15 protein-coding genes and 1 pseudogene are annotated in these 19,543 nt (G+C 72.9%); 7 read left to right on the forward strand and 9 right to left on the reverse strand.

Going from position 1 to position 19,543, the window contains the following annotated elements; all coding sequences use genetic code 11:
• The gene (locus tag UW392_RS44640; RefSeq protein WP_320781055.1) at nt 1-306 is read right to left on the reverse strand and encodes a 4a-hydroxytetrahydrobiopterin dehydratase; all 306 of its coding nucleotides are present in this window, start codon (nt 304-306) and stop codon (nt 1-3) included.
• 127 nt (nt 307-433) lie between these two features.
• Here UW392_RS44640 and UW392_RS44645 point away from each other — a divergent pair, with 127 nt between their 5' ends.
• From UW392_RS44645 to narI, 5 genes are all read left to right on the forward strand, one after another.
• Entirely contained in the window at nt 434-1,297 is an 864-nt protein-coding gene (locus UW392_RS44645) for a helix-turn-helix transcriptional regulator (protein ID WP_320781056.1), read from the forward strand.
• A 139-nt stretch (nt 1,298-1,436) separates the two neighbouring features.
• Entirely contained in the window at nt 1,437-5,132 is a 3,696-nt protein-coding gene (locus UW392_RS44650) for a nitrate reductase subunit alpha (protein WP_320781057.1), read from the forward strand.
• Nucleotides 5,132-6,748 (forward strand): nitrate reductase subunit beta, encoded by a 1,617-nt coding sequence (gene narH, locus UW392_RS44655; RefSeq protein WP_320781058.1) that lies wholly within the window; start codon nt 5,132-5,134, stop codon nt 6,746-6,748. The genes UW392_RS44650 and narH overlap by 1 nt, the downstream gene beginning before the upstream one ends.
• Nucleotides 6,748-7,242 (forward strand): nitrate reductase molybdenum cofactor assembly chaperone, encoded by a 495-nt coding sequence (gene narJ / locus UW392_RS44660; RefSeq protein WP_320781059.1) that lies wholly within the window; start codon nt 6,748-6,750, stop codon nt 7,240-7,242. Before narH ends, narJ begins: the two co-directional genes overlap by 1 nt.
• A complete protein-coding gene (gene narI / locus UW392_RS44665) occupies nt 7,239-7,982 on the forward strand; it encodes a respiratory nitrate reductase subunit gamma (RefSeq protein WP_320781060.1) in 744 nt (247 codons plus the stop codon). The genes narJ and narI overlap by 4 nt, the downstream gene beginning before the upstream one ends.
• 21 nt (nt 7,983-8,003) lie before the next feature.
• Here narI and UW392_RS44670 read toward each other — a convergent pair whose 3' ends face one another.
• The 6 genes from UW392_RS44670 to UW392_RS44695 all read right to left on the reverse strand — a co-directional run bounded on the left by UW392_RS44670 (nt 8,004) and on the right by UW392_RS44695 (nt 16,525).
• The gene (locus tag UW392_RS44670) at nt 8,004-9,836 is read right to left on the reverse strand and encodes a gamma-glutamyltransferase family protein (RefSeq protein ID WP_320781061.1); all 1,833 of its coding nucleotides are present in this window, start codon (nt 9,834-9,836) and stop codon (nt 8,004-8,006) included.
• Nucleotides 9,837-9,917: 81 nt separating this feature from the next.
• Nucleotides 9,918-11,822, reverse strand: a complete 1,905-nt coding sequence (dnaK, locus tag UW392_RS44675; protein ID WP_320781062.1) for a molecular chaperone DnaK — start codon at nt 11,820-11,822, stop codon at nt 9,918-9,920.
• 118 nt (nt 11,823-11,940) lie between these two features.
• Nucleotides 11,941-12,366, reverse strand: coding sequence for an OsmC family protein (locus UW392_RS44680; protein WP_320781063.1), 426 nt, complete (start codon nt 12,364-12,366; stop codon nt 11,941-11,943).
• A gap of 61 nt (nt 12,367-12,427) precedes the next feature.
• On the reverse strand, nt 12,428-13,786 hold the full coding sequence (locus UW392_RS44685; RefSeq protein ID WP_320781064.1) for an amino acid permease: 1,359 nt from the start codon (nt 13,784-13,786) through the stop codon (nt 12,428-12,430).
• An 87-nt stretch (nt 13,787-13,873) separates the two neighbouring features.
• Nucleotides 13,874-15,997 carry a phage holin family protein gene (locus UW392_RS44690; RefSeq protein ID WP_320781065.1) on the reverse strand — a complete coding sequence of 708 codons (2,124 nt, stop codon included), beginning with the start codon at nt 15,995-15,997 and terminating at the stop codon, nt 13,874-13,876.
• A 126-nt stretch (nt 15,998-16,123) separates the two neighbouring features.
• Nucleotides 16,124-16,525, reverse strand: coding sequence for a hypothetical protein (locus UW392_RS44695; RefSeq protein ID WP_320781066.1), 402 nt, complete (start codon nt 16,523-16,525; stop codon nt 16,124-16,126).
• Nucleotides 16,526-16,607: 82 nt separating this feature from the next.
• Here UW392_RS44695 and UW392_RS44700 point away from each other — a divergent pair, with 82 nt between their 5' ends.
• Both UW392_RS44700 and UW392_RS44705 read left to right on the forward strand, forming a co-directional pair.
• Complete coding sequence (locus UW392_RS44700; RefSeq protein WP_320781067.1) at nt 16,608-17,381, forward strand: MBL fold metallo-hydrolase; 774 nt, start codon at nt 16,608-16,610, stop codon at nt 17,379-17,381.
• Nucleotides 17,378-18,001: a DedA family protein gene (locus UW392_RS44705; RefSeq protein WP_320781068.1), complete on the forward strand. Its 624-nt coding sequence runs from the start codon at nt 17,378-17,380 to the stop codon at nt 17,999-18,001. Before UW392_RS44700 ends, UW392_RS44705 begins: the two co-directional genes overlap by 4 nt.
• Nucleotides 18,002-18,044: 43 nt before the next feature.
• Here the strand turns inward: UW392_RS44705 and UW392_RS44710 are convergent, their stop codons facing one another.
• Together UW392_RS44710 and UW392_RS44715 are read right to left on the reverse strand one after the other, a co-directional pair.
• Entirely contained in the window at nt 18,045-19,190 is a 1,146-nt protein-coding gene (locus tag UW392_RS44710) for an MBL fold metallo-hydrolase (protein WP_320781069.1), read from the reverse strand.
• Nucleotides 19,187-19,543: pseudogene (locus UW392_RS44715) on the reverse strand (pyridoxal phosphate-dependent aminotransferase); the annotation flags it as partial. The pseudogene UW392_RS44715 and the gene UW392_RS44710, both read right to left, overlap by 4 nt.

The following is a 19,543-nucleotide window of genomic DNA, read 5'->3' on the forward strand; positions in this document are numbered from 1 at the left end:
TCAGTGTGCCCCGTGACCCGCGGCCAGATCCTCCACCCGGTGGGCGAGTTCGACGTCCTTCTCGGTGACCGCGCCGCCCGCGCTGTGCGTGTGCGTGCTGAGCGAGACGGTGTCGTAGCCGAGGGTCAGGTCGGAGTGGTGGTCGAGTTCCTCCTGGACCTGCGCGATGTGCACGACCATCGCCGTCGCCGCGGCGTGCGAGCCGAGCCGGTAGGAACGGGTGAGGCGGCCCTCCTCGTACGACCAGCCAGGCAGCTCGGCCAGCCGCTCCTCGATCTCCTTGTGCGACAGCGGTTCGACGGCCATGATCGGCCCTCCTCTTCCGAAACGGCGAACACCCGCGACCCGGCGTCCCACCGGACGGCGCTTGTGGGACGTACGGGGGACCGTGACAGACTAGGGGGATACTTCGGCGCGTTGGAGGGGGCGTGGCGTGAGTGACCGACGGCCCGCACCCACCGTGGGCCAGGTGGTGCTGGGCAAGCGGCTCCAGGAGCTGCGGGAGAAGTCCGGCCTGAGCCGTGAGGCGGCCGCGAAGGTGCTGCGGGTGGCCACCGCCACCGTACGGCGGATGGAGACGGCCGAGGTCGCCCTGAAGATCCCGTACGCGCAGATCCTGCTCAACGCCTACGGTGTGCCCGACGCCGAGGTGACGGCCTTCGTCGACCTCGCGGAGGAGGCGAACCGGCCCGGCTGGTGGCAGCGCTACCACGACGTGCTGCCGGAGTGGTTCAGCCTGTACGTGAGTCTGGAGGGCGCCGCCCGGATCGTGCGGACCTACGAGCCGCACTTCGTGCCCGGCCTGCTCCAGACCGAGGAGTACGCGCGCGCCGTGCTGGAGACCGGGACCATAGGGAACAGCGGCCCGGCGGCCGTCGAGCGGCACGTGGCGCTGCGCATGGAGCGGCAGCGGCTGCTGCGCCGGGAGCGTCCGCCGCACCTGTGGGTGGTGATGGACGAGACGGTGCTGCGCCGCCCGGTGAGCATCGACGGCCGGGTGATGCGCGAGCAGCTCGACAAGCTGCTGGAGTACGCCGGGCACGAGCGGGTGACCCTCCAGGTCGCCGAGTTCGCCACCGGCCCGCACCCGGGGACGTACGCGCCGTTCACCCTGTTCCGGTTCGCGGAGCCGGAGCTGCCGGACATGGTCTTCACCGAGTACCTGACCGGCGCGCTGTACCTGGACTCCCGGGACGAGGTCTCCGCGCACCTGGAGGTCCTTGACCACATGACGGCCCTGGCCGCGTCGGCGCAGCGCACCGGGGAACTGCTGCGGGAGTACCGCGACTCCTACTGAGCTGAACCGCGCGCCCCGGCGCGCACGGGCCTGTCTCGTACAGGCCCCGTACAGGCCCCTGTGGCTGGTGCGCTCCCCCGCTCGCCCCTAGCTTCGAAAGCCAGGGCCGGCTGAAGCCGGGGCCAGCTAAGGAGCGCTTGTGACGGACACGCGGACACCGCCCACCGAGCCGGGGGCGGCGCTGCTGCGCGCGGGGCGGTTCTTCCGCCGCGGGACGGCCGCGCCCGACCTGCACAGCATCGGTCTGGCCGGCGGCCGGGAGGCGGACGCCTTCTACCGGGACCGGTGGAGCCACGACAAGGTCGTGACCTCCACCCACGGGGTGAACTGCACGGGGTCGTGCCGGTGGAACGTCTTCGTCAAGGACGGCATCATCACCTGGGAGACGCAGGCCACGGACTATCCGTCGGTAGGCCCCGACCGTCCCGAGTACGAGCCGCGCGGCTGCCCCCGGGGCGCCGCGTTCTCCTGGTACACGTACTCGCCGACCCGGGTGCGCTACCCGTACGTGCGCGGTGTACTCCTGGAGATGTACCGGGAGGCGAAGGCACGGCTGGGGGACCCGGTGCTGGCCTGGGCCGACATCCAGGACGACCCCGAGCGGCGGCGCCGCTACCAGCGGGCCCGGGGCAAGGGCGGCCTGGTGCGGGCCGGCTGGGACGAGATGCTGGAGCTGGTCGCCGCCGCGCACGTCCACACCATCGGGAAGTACGGGCCGGACCGGATCGCCGGGTTCTCGCCGATCCCGGCGATGTCGATGGTGTCGCACGCGGCGGGCGCCCGCTTCCACTCCCTCATCGGCGCGCCGATGCTGTCGTTCTACGACTGGTACGCCGATCTGCCGGTGGCGTCCCCGCAGGTCTTCGGCGACCAGACGGACGTGCCGGAGTCGGGCGACTGGTGGGACGCGGCGTACCTGATCATGTGGGGGACGAACGTGCCGGTGACGCGCACGCCGGACGCCCACTGGATGGCGGAGGCCCGCTACCGGGGGCAGAAGGTCGTGGTCGTGGCGCCCGACTACGCCGACAACGCCAAGTTCGCCGACCAGTGGCTGCACCCGCACCCGGGCACGGACGCCGCGCTGGCGCTGGCCATGGGGCACGTGGTGCTCAAGGAGTTCTTCGTCGACCGGGAGACGCCGTTCTTCACGGAGTACGTGCGCCGCTTCACCGACCTGCCGTTCCTGGTGACGCTGACCGAGCGGGACGGCGCGCACGTACCGGCCAAGTTCCTGCGCGCCGCCGACCTGGGTCAGGGCGGCCCCGACGCGCAGTGGAAGACGGTGGTGCTGGACGAGGCGACCGGCCGGGCGGTGGTCCCGGGCGGCTCCCTCGGCTTCCGCTGGAACGAGGCCGACCGGGGGAAGTGGAACCTGGACCTCGACGGGCTCCGTCCCCGGCTCACCCTGCACGGGCACGAGGCGGCGGCGGGCGTCGAGGTGCTGCTGCCCCGCTTCGACACCGACGGCGGACCGCACGGCCAGGGCCGCGGCGACGTGCTGCGGCGCGGCGTCCCCGCCACCCGGCTCGGCGGCCCGGACGGCCCGCTGGTCACGACCGTCTACGACCTGCTGCTCGCCCAGTACGGCGTCTCCCGCCCCGGTGTCCCGGGCGACTGGCCCGCCTCCTACGAGGACGCGGCGTCCCCCGCCACCCCGGCCTGGCAGGAGACCCACACCTCGGTCCCGGCGGCGGCCTGCGTGCGGATCGCCCGGGAGTTCGCGCGGACCGCCGAGCGCTCCAAGGGCCGCTGCATGATCCTGATGGGCGCCGGGACCAACCACTGGTTCCACTCCGAGACGATCTACCGGGCCTTCCTCGCGCTGCTCCAGCTCACCGGCTGCCAGGGCCGCAACGGCGGCGGCTGGGCGCACTACGTCGGCCAGGAGAAGTGCCGCCCGCTGACCGGCTGGGCGTCGCTGGCGGGCGCCCTCGACTGGACCCGCCCGCCCCGGCAGATGATCGGCACGGCGTACTGGTTCCTCAACACCGGCCAGTGGCGCTACGACCGGTTCGGCGCCGATGTGCTCGCCTCGCCGCTGGGCGAGGGCAGGTTCGCGGGGATGACCGGCGCCGACTGCCTGGCGCAGTCGGCGCGGCTGGGCTGGATGCCGTCGTACCCGACCTTCGACCGCAATCCGCTGGAGCTGGGCGAGGAGTTCGGCGACCCGGTGGCCAAGGCGGTGGCCGAACTGCGCGCGGGGACCCTGAAGTTCGCCTGCGAGGACCCCGACGCGCCGGAGAACTGGCCGCGCATCGTGACGCTGTGGCGGGCCAACCTGCTCGGCTCGTCGGCGAAGGGCGCCGAGTACTTCACCAAGCACCTGCTGGGCACCCACTCCTCGCTGCGCGCCGAGGAGGCGTCGCCGGACCAGCGTCCGCGGGATGTGACCTGGCACGACGAGGCACCCGAGGGCAAGCTCGACCTGCTCCTGTCGCTGGACTTCCGGCACACCTCCTCCACCCTGCTCTCCGATGTCGTGCTCCCCGCCGCGACCTGGTACGAGAAGCACGACCTGTCCAGCACGGACATGCACCCCTACGTGCACGCCTTCTCCCCGGCCGTGGACCCGCCGTGGCAGGCGCGCACCGACTTCGACACCTTCAAGGGGCTGGCCGAGAAGCTGAGCGAGCTGGCCGCCGGGCGCCTGGGGGTCCGCAAGGACCTGGTGGCCTCCCCGCTCCAGCACGACACCCCGGGTGAGATCGCCCAGCCCGGCGGGGTGGTGCGGGACTGGCGGCGCGGCGAGTGCGAGCCGGAGCCGGGGAAGACGATGCCGGCGCTGGCCGTGGTCGAGCGGGACTACACGGCGATCGGCGCGAAGTTCGCGGCACTCGGACCGCTCGTCGAGGCCAAGGGGCTGCCCGCCAAGGGCATCGCGCTGCGGCCGGACGAGGAGGTGGCGCTGTTGCGGGAGAAGAACGGCCCGGTGCGCGGCGGCCCGGCGGACGGGCGGCCCTCGCTGGACACGGCGGTGAAGGCGGCCGACACCATCCTCGCCCTGTCCGGCACCACCAACGGCCGCCTCGCCGTGCAGGGGTTCCGCACCCTGGAGGCGAAGACCGGCCAGGAGATGGCGCACCTGGCCGCCGAGCACGAGGGCCGCCGGGTGACCTACGCGGACACGCAGTCGGCGCCCGTGCCGGTGAACGCCTCCCCGGAGTGGTCGGGCAGCGAGTACGGCGGGCGCCGGTACACGGCGTTCACGCAGAACACCGAGCAGCTCAAGCCCTGGCACACCCTCACCGGCCGGCAGCACCTCTTCCTCGACCACGACTGGATGCACGAGCTCGGCGAGGCGCTCCCCGTCTACCGGCCGCCGCTCGACATGCACCGGCTGTTCGGCGAACCGCGGCTGGGACCGGACGGCACCCGCGAGGTGACGGTCCGGTACCTGACCCCGCACAACAAGTGGTCGATCCACTCCGAGTACCAGGACAACCTGTTCATGCTCTCCCTCTCCCGGGGCGGGCAGAGCATCTGGATGGCGCCGCAGGACGCGGAGGCGATCGGCGTGGCGGACGACGACTGGATCGAGGCGGTCAACCGCAACGGCGTGGTGGTGGCCCGCGCGATCGTCTCGCACCGGATGCCGCCCGGCACCGTCTACATGCACCACGCGCAGGAACGCACCGTCAACGTCCCCCTGACGGAGACCACCGGCATGCGCGGCGGCATCCACAACTCGCTCACCCGCCTCATCCTCAAGCCGTCGCACCTCATCGGCGGCTACGCCCAGCTCTCCTGGGCGTTCAACTACCTCGGCCCGACCGGTAACCAGCGTGACGAGGTCACCGTGATCCGGCGCCGCGGCCAGGAGGTGACGTACTGATGCGTCCGATGGCCCAGGTCGCCATGGTCATGAACCTCGACAAGTGCATCGGCTGCCACACCTGCTCGGTCACCTGCAAGCAGGCGTGGACCAACCGCCGGGGCATGGAGTACGTCTGGTTCAACAACGTCGAGACCCGCCCCGGCCAGGGCTACCCCCGCCGCTACGAGGACCAGGAGAAGTGGCGCGGCGGCTGGGAGCTGAACAGGCGCGGCGCGCTGAGGCTCAAGGCGGGCGGCCGGTTCAAGAAGCTCGCCGGGATCTTCTCCAACCCGAAGCTGCCGGAGATCAAGGACTACTACGAGCCCTGGACGTACGACTACAAGAACCTCACCGACGCCCCGCTCGGCGGCGACTACCCCGTGGCCCGGCCCGTCTCGCAGCTCGACGGCAAGCCGATGAAGATCGCCTGGTCGTCGAACTGGGACGACAACCTGGCGGGCGCCCCCGCCTACGGCGACCTGGACCCGATGGTGGAACGGGTCCGCCGGGAGACCGGGGAGAAGGTCAGGTTCGCGTACGAAGAGACCTTCATGTTCTACCTGCCGCGCATCTGCGAGCACTGCCTCAACCCGTCGTGCGTGGCGTCCTGTCCGTCGGGGGCCATGTACAAGCGCTCCGAGGACGGCATCGTCCTCGTCGACCAGGACCGCTGCCGGGGCTGGCGGATGTGCGTGACCGGCTGCCCGTACAAGAAGGTGTACTTCAACCACCGCACCGGCAAGGCAGAGAAGTGCACGTTCTGCTACCCGCGCATCGAGAACGGCCAGCCGACGGTCTGCTCGGAGACGTGCGTCGGGCGGCTGCGCTACCTCGGCGTGATGCTGTACGACGCCGACAAGGTGACGGCGGCCGCCGGGACGAGCGACGAACGCGAGCTGTACCGGGCCCAGCTGGACGTCTTCCTCGACCCGGACGACCCCGAGGTGCGACGGGCGTGCGAGGCGGCGGACATCCCCTACGACTGGCTGGAGGCGGCCCGCCGGTCCCCCGTGCACGCGCTGGTCAGCAAGTACCGGGTCGCGCTGCCGCTGCACCCGGAGTACCGGACGATGCCGATGGTCTGGTACATCCCGCCGCTGTCGCCGGTCGTGGACGCGCTCACCGAGACCGGGCACGACGGGGAAGACGCGGACAACCTGTTCGGCGCGATCGACACGCTGCGCATCCCGCTGGAGTACCTCGCGGAGCTGTTCGCCGCCGGTGACACCGGGCCGGTGCGGGCGTCGCTGGAGAAGCTCGCCGCGATGCGCTCCCACATGCGGGCGGTCAACCTCGGCGAGGAACCCGACCCGGCCGTCGCGGAGGCCATCGGCATGACACCCGAGGCGATCGAGGACATGTACCGCCTGCTGGCCATCGCCAAGTACGAGGAGCGGTACGTCATCCCGACGGCCGCCGTCGGCGACGCGCACCGCCTAGAGGCGTCCGCGCTGCCCGACACGTGCAGCCTGGACTTCGAGGGCGGGCCGGGGCCGGGCGGCGAGGGGCCGGGGACGGCCGGTGACGGGCCGTTCGGCCAGGACTCGGGACGCAAGCGGCTGCCGCTGGTGCCGGTGGAGAACTTCCACATCCTGCGCCGCCGGCAGACCGCCGATGACGAGAAGGAGGGCTGATGCCCGGATTCGAGGTGCTCTACCAGGCGGCCGCGCTCTGCCTGACCTACCCCGACGACGACTTCCGCACCCGGCTGCCGCTGCTGAGGGAGGCCGCGCCGCCGCTGCGGGAGTTCACCGACCACGCGACGCGCACCCCGCAGAACGAACTCCAGGCCCACTACGTCGAGGTCTTCGACTTCAAGAACCGGCACAGCCTGTACCTGAGCTGGTGGAGCGACGGCGACACCCGCAACCGCGGGATGTCCCTGGTCCGCTTCAAGGAGCTGTACCGGACCCACGGCCTGGAGCTGACCGGCGAGGAACTCCCCGACTTCCTGCCGGCCGTCCTCGAGTTCACCTCCCGCACCGGTGACATGGGGCTCCTCGTCGAGTACCGGGAGGCCCTGGTCCAGCTGAGCACCCGGCTCACCGCCTTCGGCACGCCGTACGCGTGCGTGCCCGCCGCGGTGTGCGCCACCCTGCCGCCCGCGACCGCCGGAGCCCGCCGATGACCGTCTTCCTGTGGGGCGTGCTGCCGTACGCCGCGTTGGTCTCGCTCGTCGCCGGCCTGGTCTGGCGCCACCGCTACGACCGGTTCGGCTGGACCACCCGCTCCTCCCAGGTCTACGAGTCCAAGCTGCTGAACATCGCCTCGCCGGTCTTCCACTACGGCATCCTGTTCGTGCTGGTCGGCCATCTGATCGGCCTGTTCGTCCCGGAGTCGTGGACGGACGCGGTGGGGGTGAACGAGCGTGCCTACCACCTCTTCTCGCTCTGGGGCGGCACCCTCGCGGGCGTGCTCGCGGTCATCGGCATCGGGCTGCTCGTCTACCGGCGCCGCACCAACGCGCCGGTGTTCCGGGCGACGACGGGCAACGACAAGTTCATGTACGTCTTCCTGGTCGGGTCGATCGTGCTGGGCATGGTCGCCAAGCTCACGCACTCCTCCGGCACCGGGTTCGACTACCGGCACTCCATCGCCCCCTGGGCCCGCAGCCTCTTCCGGCTGAACCCGCAGACGGAGCTGATGTCGGGGGTGCCGGTGCTGTACGAGGTGCACGCGGTGGTGGGGATGGTGCTGATCGCGCTGGTGCCGTACACGCGGCTGGTGCACATGTTCAGCGCGCCGGTGCAGTACCTGGTGCGGCCGTACATCGTGTACCGCTCGCGCGACCCCCGGCAGCTCGGACCCCGGCCCGACCGTCCGGGGTGGGAGCGGGCGGAGCTGGAGCAGCCGGGCGGTGGTCGCTGAGACCCGTGGTGTTCCGTCCGGCTATCGTCCGGCGGCGTACCCCTGCATCATGCGGGGGTTGGCCGCGGCCGACAGGACACCCGTCTCCGGATCGCGCGCGACCGCGCACAGCCGCCCCTCCGACCAGGGCCCGGAGACCGTGACACGGTGGCCGAGGCGGCGCAGCCCGGCGATGGTCCGGTCGTCGAACCGGGACTCCAGGACCAGCGATCCGGGGTCCGTGAGACGCGGGTGGAACGACGACGGGAAGCTCTCGGTGTGCCAGTTCGGGGCGTCGATCGCGCCTTGCAGGTCGTATCCGCCGCGGAATCTCTCGCGCAGCGCCACGGCGAGCAGGAAGTGCAGGCTCCACTGGTCCTGCTGGTCGCCGCCGGGGGTGCCGAAGGCGAGGACCGGGACGCCGTCGCGCAGGGCCAGGGAGGGGGTGAGGGTGGTGCGGGGGCGGCGGCCCGGGGTCAGGGAGTTGGGCAGGCCCTCCTCCAGCCAGGTCATCTGGAGCCGGGTGCCGAGCGGGAAGCCGAGGGCGGGGACGACCGGGTTGGACTGGAGCCAGCCGCCGCTGGGGGTCGCCGCGACCATGTTGCCCCAGCGGTCGACGATGTCGAGGTGGCAGGTGTCGCCGCGGGTGGCGCCGTCCCGGGCGACGGTCGGCTCCCCCGCCCCCGGGGCGACGGCGATGCTCGTGCCCGCGTCCGCCGCGGCCGCCGCGGGCAGCCGGGGGGTACGTCCGTCGGGGCTGCCGGGCCGCAGGTCGGAGGCGGCCCGCTCCGGGTCGACCAGTTTCCGCCGCGCCGCGTTGTACCCGGACGACAGCAGCGTGGCCAGCGGTACGTCGGCCCCCTCGGCGTCGCCGTACCAGGCCTCCCGGTCGGCCATCGCCAGCTTGGTGCCCTCGACCAGGGTGTGCACGTACTCCGTGGAACCGTACTCCGCGCCGCTGTCCCGGGTGCCGAAGTCGTCGTCCAGCAGGGCCAGTTGCTGGAGCAGGACCGGGCCCTGGCTCCACGGGCCGGCCTTGGCGACGGTCCAGCCGTTCCAGTCGTGGGTGACCGGGTCCTCGTAGTGGGCGGAGTACGCGGCGAGGTCGTCGCCGGTGAGGGTGGACGCGTGCCGTTCGCCGGAGGTGTCGAGGACGGGCCGGGCGGCGAAGGCGGCCAGTTCCTCGGCGATGAAGCCCTCCCGCCAGATCCGGCGGGCCGCCTCGATCTCCGCGTCCCGGCGCTCGGTGCCGACGGTGCCCGGGGCGATGGTGGCCCGTGCCTCGGCGAGCAGCCGCCGCCAGGTCGCCGCCAGTGCCGGGTTCCTGAGCAGCGCGCCCGGCGCCGGAGGGCGGCCGCCGGGGAGGTAGACCTCGGCGGAGGTGGTCCACTCGGTCTCGAACAGTTCCCGGACCGTCTCGACCGTCGCGCCGACCCGTTCGACCGCCGGGTGCCCGTGCTCGGCGTAGCCCACGGCGTACTTCAGCACGTCCGCGAGGGACTTGGTGCCGTGGTCGCGCAGGAGCAGCAGCCAGGCGTCGAACGCGCCCGGGACGGCGGCGGCCAGCGGGCCGGTGCCGGGGACCAGGTCCAGGCCGAGGGAGGTGTAGTGGGCGATGGTCGCGCCGGCCGGCGCGGGTCCCTGGCCGCACAGCACCCGGGGCGCGGAGCCGGCGGGGGCGATGATGACGGGCACCTCGCCGGCCGGGCCGTTCAGGTGCGGTTCCACGACGTGCAGCGTGAACGCCGCGGCCACCGCCGCGTCGAAGGCGTTGCCGTCGTCCTCCAGGACGGCCATGGCGGCGGCGGAGGCCAGCCAGTGCGTGGAGGAAGCCATGCCGAAGGTGCCTTGCAGCGTAGGTCGTGTGGTGAACATGACGCGAGTAAACCGGGAGCGGAGGGCGGGCGTCCATGGCGTGCGGGGCGCCGTCGTCGCCGCGGCGCCCCGCCGGGGCCCTCAGCCGGCGGCCCGGCCTCCGGAGTCCTCGCCCGGCTTCTTCCCGGTGCCGGTGTCCTTCTCGTCGTCGACGATCTCCGCGTCCACCACCGTGTCGTCGCCCCGCGGTGGCGTGTCCGTGCCCGGGGTGCCTGGGTCGGCGGACTCCTGCCGGCCGGCCTGGGCGTACATCGCCTGGCCCATGCGCTGGCTGACGGTGGCGAGCTTCTCGACGCCGGCGCGGAGTTCGGCGGTGCCGGCCTTCCGCTCCAGCAGCGCCTTGAGGTCGGTGACGGCCGACTCGACCTCCGTGCGGGTGTCGGCGGGGATCTTGTCGCTGTTGTCCCGGACGAACTTCTCCGTCTGGTAGACGAGCTGTTCCGCCTGGTTGCGGGTCTCCACCGCCTCCCGCCGTTTGCGGTCCTCGTCGGCGTACTGCTCGGCCTCCCGCATCATCCGGTCGATGTCGTCCTTGGGCAGTGCCGAGCCGCCGGTGACGGTCATCTTCTGCTCCCGCCCCGTGGCGAGATCTTTCGCGGACACGTGCATGATGCCGTTGGCGTCGATGTCGAACACCACCTCGATCTGCGGCACCCCGCGCGGTGCCGGCGGCAGCCCCGTCAGGTCGAAGACGCCGAGCTTCTTGTTGTACGCGGCGATCTCGCGTTCGCCCTGGTACACCTGGATGCCGACGGACGGCTGATTGTCGGCGGCCGTGGAGAAGATCTCCGAACGCCGGGTCGGGATCGTGGTGTTGCGCTCGATCAGCGTGGTCATGATGCCGCCCTTGGTCTCGATGCCGAGGGACAGCGGGGTGACGTCGAGCAGCAGTACGTCCTTGACGTCGCCGCGCAGGACGCCCGCCTGGAGCGCGGCGCCGACCGCCACGACCTCGTCGGGGTTGACGCCCTTGTGCGGTTCCTTGCCGGTCAGCTCCTTGACCAGGGCGGTGACGGCCGGCATCCGGGTGGAGCCGCCGACCAGGATGACGTGGTCGACCGCGGCGAGCTCCACCCCGGCGTCGTGGACGGCCTGGTGGAACGGCGTCCTGCAGCGGTCGAGCAGATCGGCGGTCAGCTCCTGGAACTGGGCCCGGGTCAGCTTCTCGTCCAGGTGCAGCGGCCCCTCGGCGGACGCGGTGATGTAGGGCAGGTTGACGGTGGTCTCGCCGGCCGAGGACAGCTCGATCTTCGCCTTCTCGGCGCCCTCGCGCAGCCGTTGCAGCGCCATCCGGTCGCGTCCGAGGTCGACGCCGTACTGGCCCCTGAACCGTTTGACGAGGTGGTCGACGACGCGCTGGTCCCAGTCGTCGCCGCCGAGGAGGGTGTCGCCGTTGGTGGCCTTCACCTCGATGACGCCGTCGCCCATCTCCAGGAGGGAGACGTCGAAGGTGCCGCCGCCGAGGTCGAAGACGAGGACCGTCTGGTCGTTCTCCCGGTCCAGGCCGTACGCCAGGGCCGCCGCCGTGGGTTCGTTGATGATCCGCAGCACCTTCAGGCCGGCCACCTCGCCGGCCTCCTTGGTCGCCTGGCGCTGCGCGTCGTCGAAGTAGGCGGGGACGGTGATCACGGCGTCGGTGACGTCCTCGCCGAGGTAGGCCTCCGCGTCCCGCTTGAGCTTCTGGAGGACCCGCGCGGAGAGTTCCTGCGCCCGGTAGTGGGTGCCGTCGACGTCGCCGTGCTCGGGGAAGCGCCACCCCGCGTCGCCCATGTGGCGCTTGACGGAGCGGGCGGTGCGGTCGACGTTGGTGACCGCCTGCCGTTTGGCGACCTCGCCGACGAGGACCTCGCCGTTCTTGGCGAACGCGACCACCGAGGGAGTGGTGCGGGCCCCCTCCGCGTTGGCGACGACGGTGGGTTCGCCGCCCTCCAGGACGGCCACCACCGAGTTCGTCGTTCCGAGATCGATACCGACCGCGCGTCCCATACCGTCCCCTTCCGCCCGAGCACCTGACCCACCCGTCTGCATCACCAGCACAAAACTTGAGCGTGCTGTTGTCAAGGGTGCGTCGGGCCCCGGCGGAAGCGGACGGGCCGGGCTCGGCTCAGGCGAGCTTCGCCGACAGCGTGATGGTCGTGCCGGTCAGGGCCTGGCTGACCGGGCAGTTCTTCTTGGCGTCCTCGGCGGCGGCGACGAACGCGTCGTTGTCGAGGCCGTCGACGGTGCCCTCCACGGTGAGGTGGATGCCGGTGATGCCCTCACCGGGCTGGAAGGTGACGTCGGCGTTGGTGACCAGCTTGGTGGGCGGGGTGCCGGCACCCGTCAGGCCGTTGGACAGCGCCATGGAGAAGCAGGACGAGTGGGCGGCGGCGATCAGCTCCTCGGGGCTGGTCTTCCCGTTCGCCTTCTCGGCGCGGGACGGCCAGGACACCGGCTGCTTGCCGATGCCGGACGAGTCGAAGGTGACGACACCGTTGCCCTCGAACAGGTTGCCTTCCCAGACGGTGTGTGCGGAGCGCGTGGTGGCCACGGCAGGTCCTTTCGCAGTACGGATGGGTCCGGGACCATCCGATCACACTCCGGGCCCGGGGTCAGGGAACGGGGGTACCGGTGACCGGATCGCGTGCGTCGCTCCGCCGTGCCGCCAGCACCGCGTACACCAGGACGCCCGCGAAGAGGAAGAGCACGCCCTGGTAGACCGCCGCGTACCCGGCGCCCGCGACGAGCCAGAGCGAGAACGCCGCGGCCACCGACGCGATCACGGCGTCCCTGACCAGCCGGGCCCGGTCGACGCGTTCGCGACCCCCCGAGACCAGGTGGAAGAGCTGGGCGGCGGTGGCCAGCAGGTAGGGCACGGTCGCGGTGAAGGTGGTCACCAGCACCAGCGTCTCGAAGACCTGCCCCGAGCCGGAGGCGTAGTTGTAGACGGTGAGCAGGGAGGCGAGGACGACGGTGACGCCGACGCCGACCGTGGGCACGCCGCGCCGCCTGCGGGCGAACGCCGCCGGGAACAGGCCGTCCTTGGCCGCGGCGTACGGGGTCTGGGCGCTCAGCAGCGTCCAGCCGTTGAGGCAGCCGGTCATGGAGACCAGCGCGGCCAGCGCGACGGCCCAGCCGCCCCAGCCGCCGCCGAACATGGCGTTCACCGCGTCGGAGAAGGGGGCGGTGGAGCCGACGAGGCGGTCGTGGGGGACGGTGCCGAAGACGGACAGGGTGCCCAGCAGATAGACGAAGGCGGCGCCCGCGGTGCCGATGACGGTGGCGCGGCCGACGGTCCGCCGGGGGTCCTTCACCTCGCCGGCGCTGACCGCGGCGGACTCCACGCCGAGGTAGGAGAAGAGCAGGATCGCGGCGGAGGCGGAGACCGCGCCGACGGTGCCGGTGCCGCTCGCGTCGAACGGACCGAGGTTCCCGGCGTCGAAGAAGAACAGCCCGCCGACGGCGACGAGCAGCAGCGGCACGAACTTCAGGACGGTGGAGACGAGTTGCACGGCGCCCACGTACCGGGAGCCGGCGAAGTTGGCGAGGGCGGGCAGCCACTGGATGACCAGGGCGGCCAGGCAGGCGGTCCAGCGGTGGTCGTTCACCGGGACCAGGACGTCGAGGTAGCCGACGGCGGCGACGGCGAGCGCCGCGTTGGAGACCCAGGTGGTGATCCAGTACGCCCAGGCCGCGAGGAACCCGGCGAAGTCGCCGAAGGCCGCGCGGGCGTAGACGTAGGGGCCGCCGGTGCTCGGGTCACGGGCGGCGAGCCGGCCGAAGACCAGGGCGAGCGCGACGGCGCCGGCCGTCAGGACGCCGAAGGCGAGCAGGCTGACCGTGCCGTAGGGGGCGACGGAGGCCGGAAGCAGGAAGATGCCGCCGCCGATGATGTTGCCCATGACCAGGGCGGTGGCGACGGGGAGGCCGAAGCGCCGGGCGTGTCTGCCCTCGCCCTCCGTGACGTGCATGGCGTGGTGCGCCTTTCTCGAAGAACCGCGTGTCCGGGATCGCCGGGACGGCGACCATCGTCGGACATGACCGAGAAAGGCGCCAAATCAGGCGCTTTTATCCTGTACTACCCCGTCCGGGACCGGAAATGGTGTGCTGCCGTGGCCCGCGGGCCGTGAATCGTCCAGCGGGATCTGCGGACCGTCGGACTCGCGGAGCCAGCGGCGCAGGACGCGGTGCACGTCTTCGGCACCGACCAGCTCGGCTCCGTCGGCGACCGGCGCGGTCAGGGCGGTCGGGGAGAGCAGGAACGCCTCGGACTGGGCGCCGCCGAGCCCGCCGTGCGAGCCGATCTGCTCCTCGAAGGCGAGCACCTCGCCGTCGGCCGGGTCAAGGGAGGAGTTGACCATGATGTCCGCGGTGTGCGGGAAGGAGTGGGTGCGGCGCACGGCGTCGGCGGCGCCGGGGCCGAAGGGGGCGAGCGGGCCCGGTTCCTCGTCGAGCCGGTGCAGCGGTATCTCCGCGCCGCGGGTGCCGAGCACGAGCCCGTCCGGGTGCTCCTCGCTGCTCACCAGCAGGAAGCCGACGCCGGGGTGGTTGGCGAGGGTGCTGAGCAGCGCGGGGTGGCGGGCGTCGATCTCCTCCCGGCTCATCCGGTGCCCGACGTCGGGGAAGGAGACCAGGCCGAGGTTGCCGGAGGCGAGCACGATCGGCTCGGAGCGGCGCGCGGGCCGGTGCTGTTCGGCGCCCTCCTCGACGGGGCGGCCCATCGCCGCGCGGACGGTGTTGCGGGCCTCGGCGCCGCTGTGGGTGCGCTGCGCCTTGCGCGGCACGGGCAGTCCGCAGCCGGCCCGGACCAGGTCGGCGAGGGTGAGTCCGTAGCGCGCCCGGAAGGTCTCGCCGGGGCTCTGGCCGTGGTCGGAGAGGACCACGATCCGGTACGGGCGCGGGGCGTGCTCGGCGGCCTTCTCGATCAGCGCCAGGGAGCGGTCGAGGCGGGCGAGGACCTTCTCGGCGTCCCGGCTGTGCGGCCCGGAGTGGTGGGCGACCTCGTCGTAGGCGACCAGGTCGGCGTAGACGGCGGTGCGGCCGGCGAGCATGTCGCCGATGACCGCGGCGACCACGACGTCCCGTTCGACGACGGTGGCGAAGGCCCGGACGAAGGGGTAGAGACCGCCGCGGGAGACGCGGGGGCGGACCTTGTGGACCCGGGCGCGGACGGACTCGCCGATCTCCCGGCCGACGTCGGCGACGAAGGACATGGCGGTGCGGACCGCGTTGGCGGGGTCGGAGAAGTAGGCGAAGTACCCGGAGCGGGAGCGGGTCTCCCGGCTGCGGCGGCGCACGGCGATGGAGAGCACCAGGGCCTGTTCGTCGGCGCCGCCGCTGAAGAGGTTGCCGCGGCTGGCGCCGTCCAGGGTGAGCAGGCCGCCGTCGCCGGTGTGCTCGACGGCGCGGCGCTGGAGCTCGGCGGCGCTGGAGGGACGGTTGCAGACCATCACCTCCCGGCTGTCCTTCTCGTACCAGCGGAAGGCGGGGATGTCGTAATTGCTGCCGTGCAGGATGCCGAGCTGGCTGGCGCCGGTCTGGCTGGACCAGTCGGTGCGCCAGCGGGTGAGGCGGTGGCTGCCGGGGCCCTCGCCGTCGCCGAGCCAGCGGGCGACGGTGGGCATGACGCCCTTCCCGGCGGCCGTCTCCAGGACGTCGTGGCCGACGCCGTCCAGTTGCAGGAAGACGGTGCCGTGCCCGCTCGGGCAGGGCGGGACGGTACGGCGGCGGCGGTCGGCGAGCCGGTAGAGGCGGCGCCGGTAGGCGTCGTCGTCGCGGACGGCGAGGGCGGCGCCGGTGGCGGAGGCGACCGCCGACATCACGGCGGCGACCACGACGGCGGTCTCGGGTCCGGCGGCGCCGTGCGCGGCGGGGTTCAGCCGGAGCGCCACGAGCAGCAGCGCGCCGTTGAGGAAGAAGACCAGCAGGCCGAGGACGAGGGCCGGGACCAGCAGCAGGAGCCGGACCAGCAGCGGCCAGACCAGCGCGGAGAGCAGGCCGAAGGCACCGGCGCCGAAGGCGGCGGTCACGGCGATGTCCGTGGCGCTCGACCCGTCCGGGGACTGGAGCTGGAAGTCCGGCAGGATGCCGGCGAGCGCGAGCATGGTCACCGTGGAGACCGCCCACACCGTGACGCTCCGGCCCAGCTGGCCGGCGATCCGCCGCCAGCGCCTCCCGTTCACGCTCCGCACACCTCACGTTCCGGCCCGACCTCGGCGCGGACCCTCTCCAGCCTGTCACAACGCCCGGGGGCCCCTGCTCGCGGGCAGGTCGGTGACCGTGATCGACCGGGTCTCGACCAGGAACGGTCAGCGTCCGTCGTATCCGGCGGTCGGCATGGACAGGCGGCGGTGGACGCACGCCTTCATCTCGGCGTCGTAGGCGGGTTCGGCACGCCCGACGGTCTCCACCCGGACACCGCGCAGGGCGCACTGGGCGGTGAACTCCTCCACCGAGGCGAGCGCGCTCGCCAGCACCCGGTGGCTGGGGGCCACGAAGAGGTCGCGGCCGGGGCGGACGCCGTCCCAGAGGACGTCGTGGTCGGGGCGGAGACGGCTGACGAGCAGCTCCCTGGCGACGACGTACCCGTGCTCGGCGGCCCAGCGGGCGCACATGGCGTGCTGGCTGCGGGAGTCCACCAGGAAGGGGTCGGCGTCCAACTCCTCCAGCGGCGTCAGACTCGCGATCGCCGTCACCCTCACCGGTCCCATGGCGTCCCCCTCACCTCCGGTTTCGCCGCCGACCCTACTCCTGGACGTAGGCTTCGGGGAGTCGCGCGAAGGAGGCAAAGAGGTGCCGGTGGAGGTCACCTGGTGGGGTCATGCCACCTGCACGGTTCAGGATTCGCACATACGTGTGCTGACCGATCCCCTGTTCGCCCGTCGGCTGGCGCACCTGCGGCGACGCCGGGGGGCTCCGCCCCCGCCCGAGGCGTGGCAGGCGGACGTGACTCTCGTCTCCCATCTGCACGCCGATCATCTCCATGTGCCGTCGCTGGCGCCGCTCGCGCCGGGCACGCGTGTGCTCGTGCCCCGGGGCGCGCCGCGGACGGTGTCCGGACTGCGCCGGCTCTCCCACCTGGAGCTGACCGAGGTCGTGCCCGGCGACGAGACGACCGTCGGTGACCTGCGGATCCGGGTGGTCCCGGCCTGGCACGACGGGCGGCGGCTGCCGGTGGGGCCGCGCCGTTCCCCCGCTCTCGGCTATGTCATCGAGGGCGAGGCGCGGACGTACTTCGCCGGGGACACCGGGCTCTTCGACGACATGGCGAAGGAGGTCGGGCCGGTCGACGCGGCGCTGCTGCCGGTCGGCGGCTGGGGGCCGCACCTGGGCGAGGAACACCTCGACGCCGGGCGCGCGGCCGAGGCGCTGGCCCGGCTGGCGCCCCGCAGCGCGGTGCCGGTGCACTACGGCACGTACTGGCCCATCGGGATGGACGCCGTGCGCCCCCATGAGTTCCACGCGCCGGGCGACGAATTCGTGCGCCTGGCCGCGCTGCACGCTCCGGGCGTGTCGGTGCACCGGCTCGGGCATGGAGAGAGTGTGCGACTGGAGGCCGCTCGGTGACCTGGCTCGGTTCCGCCGTGACGGTGGTCCCGACGGAGGCCACGCAGCAGGCGCTGGGCTATCCGTCGCTGTTCCTGCTGGTGCTGATCGGCGCGCTGGTGCCGGTCGTGCCGACGGGGGTGCTGGTCAGCTCGGCGGCCGTGGTGGCGTTCCACCAGGCGGCGATCTCGCTGGGGCTGGTCTTCCTGACCGCCTCGCTGGCCGCGTTCCTCGGCGACCTCACCCTGTACTGGCTGGGGCGGCGCGGGATGAAGTCGAAGAACGGCTCGCGCTGGCTGGAGGCGATCCGCTCGCGGGCGCCCGAGGACCGGCTGGAGCAGGCGCAGGGCAAGCTCGCCGAGCACGGGGTCGCGGTGCTGGTGCTCTCCCGGCTGGTGCCGGCCGGCCGTATCCCGGTGATGCTGGCCTGTCTGCTGGCCAAGTGGCCGACGCGCCGCTTCGTCCGCGGCAACCTCCCGGCCTGCCTGGCCTGGACGGTGACGTACCAGCTGATCGGCATCCTCGGCGGCTCCCTGTTCGCGGAGCCGTGGGAGGGGGTGGCCGCGGCGATCGTCCTGACGGTGCTGGTCGGCGCGGCCCCCAGCGTGTGGAAGCGGATCCGGCGCCCGGCGAAGGCGTGATCCGGCCCTACGGGGCGACCCGGACCCACCGGGTGATCCGGCCCTACCGGGCGTCGAGTACGCGGGAGGCCCCGACCGGGAGGTCCCAGAGGTCCTCCCGGGGCAGGCCCGCCCGCTCCCAGGCGGCGCGCACCCGGGTGAGGGGTTCGAGGACCGGCTCGGCGGAGAGCACGAACGTGCCCCAGTGCATCGGGGCCATGCGGCGGGCTCCCAGGTCCTGGGCGGCCCGTACCGCCTCCTCCGGGTCGCAGTGGACGTCGCTCAGCCACCAGCGGGGCTCGTAGGCGCCGATGGGGAGCAGGGCGAGGTCGATGCCGGGGTAGCGGCGGCCGATCCGGTCGAACCAGTGGCCGTAGCCGGTGTCCCCGGCGAAGTACACGCGCCGGCCGTCGGGGCCGGTGAGGACCCAGCCGCCCCAGAGGCTGTGGCAGGTGTCGGTGAGGGTGCGCTTGGACCAGTGGTGGGCCGGGACGAAGTCAAGGCGGACACCGCCCAGTTCCGCCGCCTCCCACCAGTCCAGCTCGGTGACCACGGTGAACCTGCGGCGGTGGAACCAGCGGCCGAGCCCGGCCGGCACGAAGATGGGGGTGTCGCGCGGCAGCCGGCGCAGGGTCGGCGCGTCCAGGTGGTCGTAGTGGTTGTGGCTGATGACGACGGCGTCGACGCGGGGCAGCGCCTCCCAGGGGACGCCTACGGGGGTGACGCGGGCGGGGGTGCCGAGGATGCGGCGGGACCAGACGGGGTCGGTGAGGACGGTGAGCCCGCCGATCCGCACCACCCAGCTGGCGTGTCCCGCCCAGGTGACGGCGACGGTACGGGTGTCGGCGCGGGGCAGCGGGCCGGGCTCGACCGGCAGCCGGGGGACGTCGGCGAGGCCCTCGGGGCCGGGCCTGAGGGCGCCCTCGCGGGCGAACCGGGCGGTGGCCCGCAGGCCGGGCAGCGGGGCGGTCAGCCGGTCGTGGAAGGCCCGCGGCCACACCCGGCGTTCGGCGAGCGGCCGGGGGCGGGCGAGCGGCGGCACGGACGCCGCGGCGGACGCGGCGGACGCGGCGGACGCGGCGGCCACGCTGCTCCCGGAACCGCTCCCGGGGTCGGTCTTGTGGTCGGTCGCGTGGTCGGTTTCGTGGCCGGTCGCGGAGTCCTGGCCGGGCGTGGTCGTGGTGGTGGGCGACTCGGACTGCTGCGTCATCGGGAGGGCTCCCATCGCCGATCGTCGTGGAGGCTGTCGAAGACCGACTTCAGATCGTTCAACGCGCGTCGCACATGGGGCAGTTCCAGGGGGTCGGGCGCGGCGAGGCTCAGCGCGCGCCGCTCGTCGGTGGGGCCGAGCAGGGGCCCGGTGGACAGCCGTACCCGCAGGGCCGCGAGGTCGTCGCCGAAGCGGTGGCCGCCGGGGGCGGGCAGGCCGAGGCGGGCGGTGAGGAAGTCCTCCAGCTCCTGGGCGTCGCCGACGCCGCGGCCGGCCAGGGCGATGCGCAGCGGGGAGAGGTCGGCGTACAGGTGCCGGCCGGCCCGCGGGGGCCGGGCGAGCGCGCCCGCGCC

The organism is Streptomyces sp. CRN 30 (assembly GCF_034105845.1).

What these genes read in the sequence shown, in the direction of transcription:
- UW392_RS44640 (WP_320781055.1), bottom strand. Translation starts at nt 306, where the DNA reads ATGGCCGTCGAACCGCTGTCGCACAAGGAGATCGAGGAGCGGCTGGCC.
- narH (WP_320781058.1), top strand. Translation starts at nt 5,132, where the DNA reads ATGCGTCCGATGGCCCAGGTCGCCATGGTCATGAACCTCGACAAGTGC.
- narJ (WP_320781059.1), top strand. Translation starts at nt 6,748, where the DNA reads ATGCCCGGATTCGAGGTGCTCTACCAGGCGGCCGCGCTCTGCCTGACC.
- narI (WP_320781060.1), top strand. Translation starts at nt 7,239, where the DNA reads ATGACCGTCTTCCTGTGGGGCGTGCTGCCGTACGCCGCGTTGGTCTCG.
- UW392_RS44670 (WP_320781061.1), bottom strand. Translation starts at nt 9,836, where the DNA reads ATGTTCACCACACGACCTACGCTGCAAGGCACCTTCGGCATGGCTTCC.
- dnaK (WP_320781062.1), bottom strand. Translation starts at nt 11,822, where the DNA reads ATGGGACGCGCGGTCGGTATCGATCTCGGAACGACGAACTCGGTGGTG.
- UW392_RS44685 (WP_320781064.1), bottom strand. Translation starts at nt 13,786, where the DNA reads ATGCACGTCACGGAGGGCGAGGGCAGACACGCCCGGCGCTTCGGCCTC.
- UW392_RS44695 (WP_320781066.1), bottom strand. Translation starts at nt 16,525, where the DNA reads ATGGGACCGGTGAGGGTGACGGCGATCGCGAGTCTGACGCCGCTGGAG.
- UW392_RS44710 (WP_320781069.1), bottom strand. Translation starts at nt 19,190, where the DNA reads ATGACGCAGCAGTCCGAGTCGCCCACCACCACGACCACGCCCGGCCAG.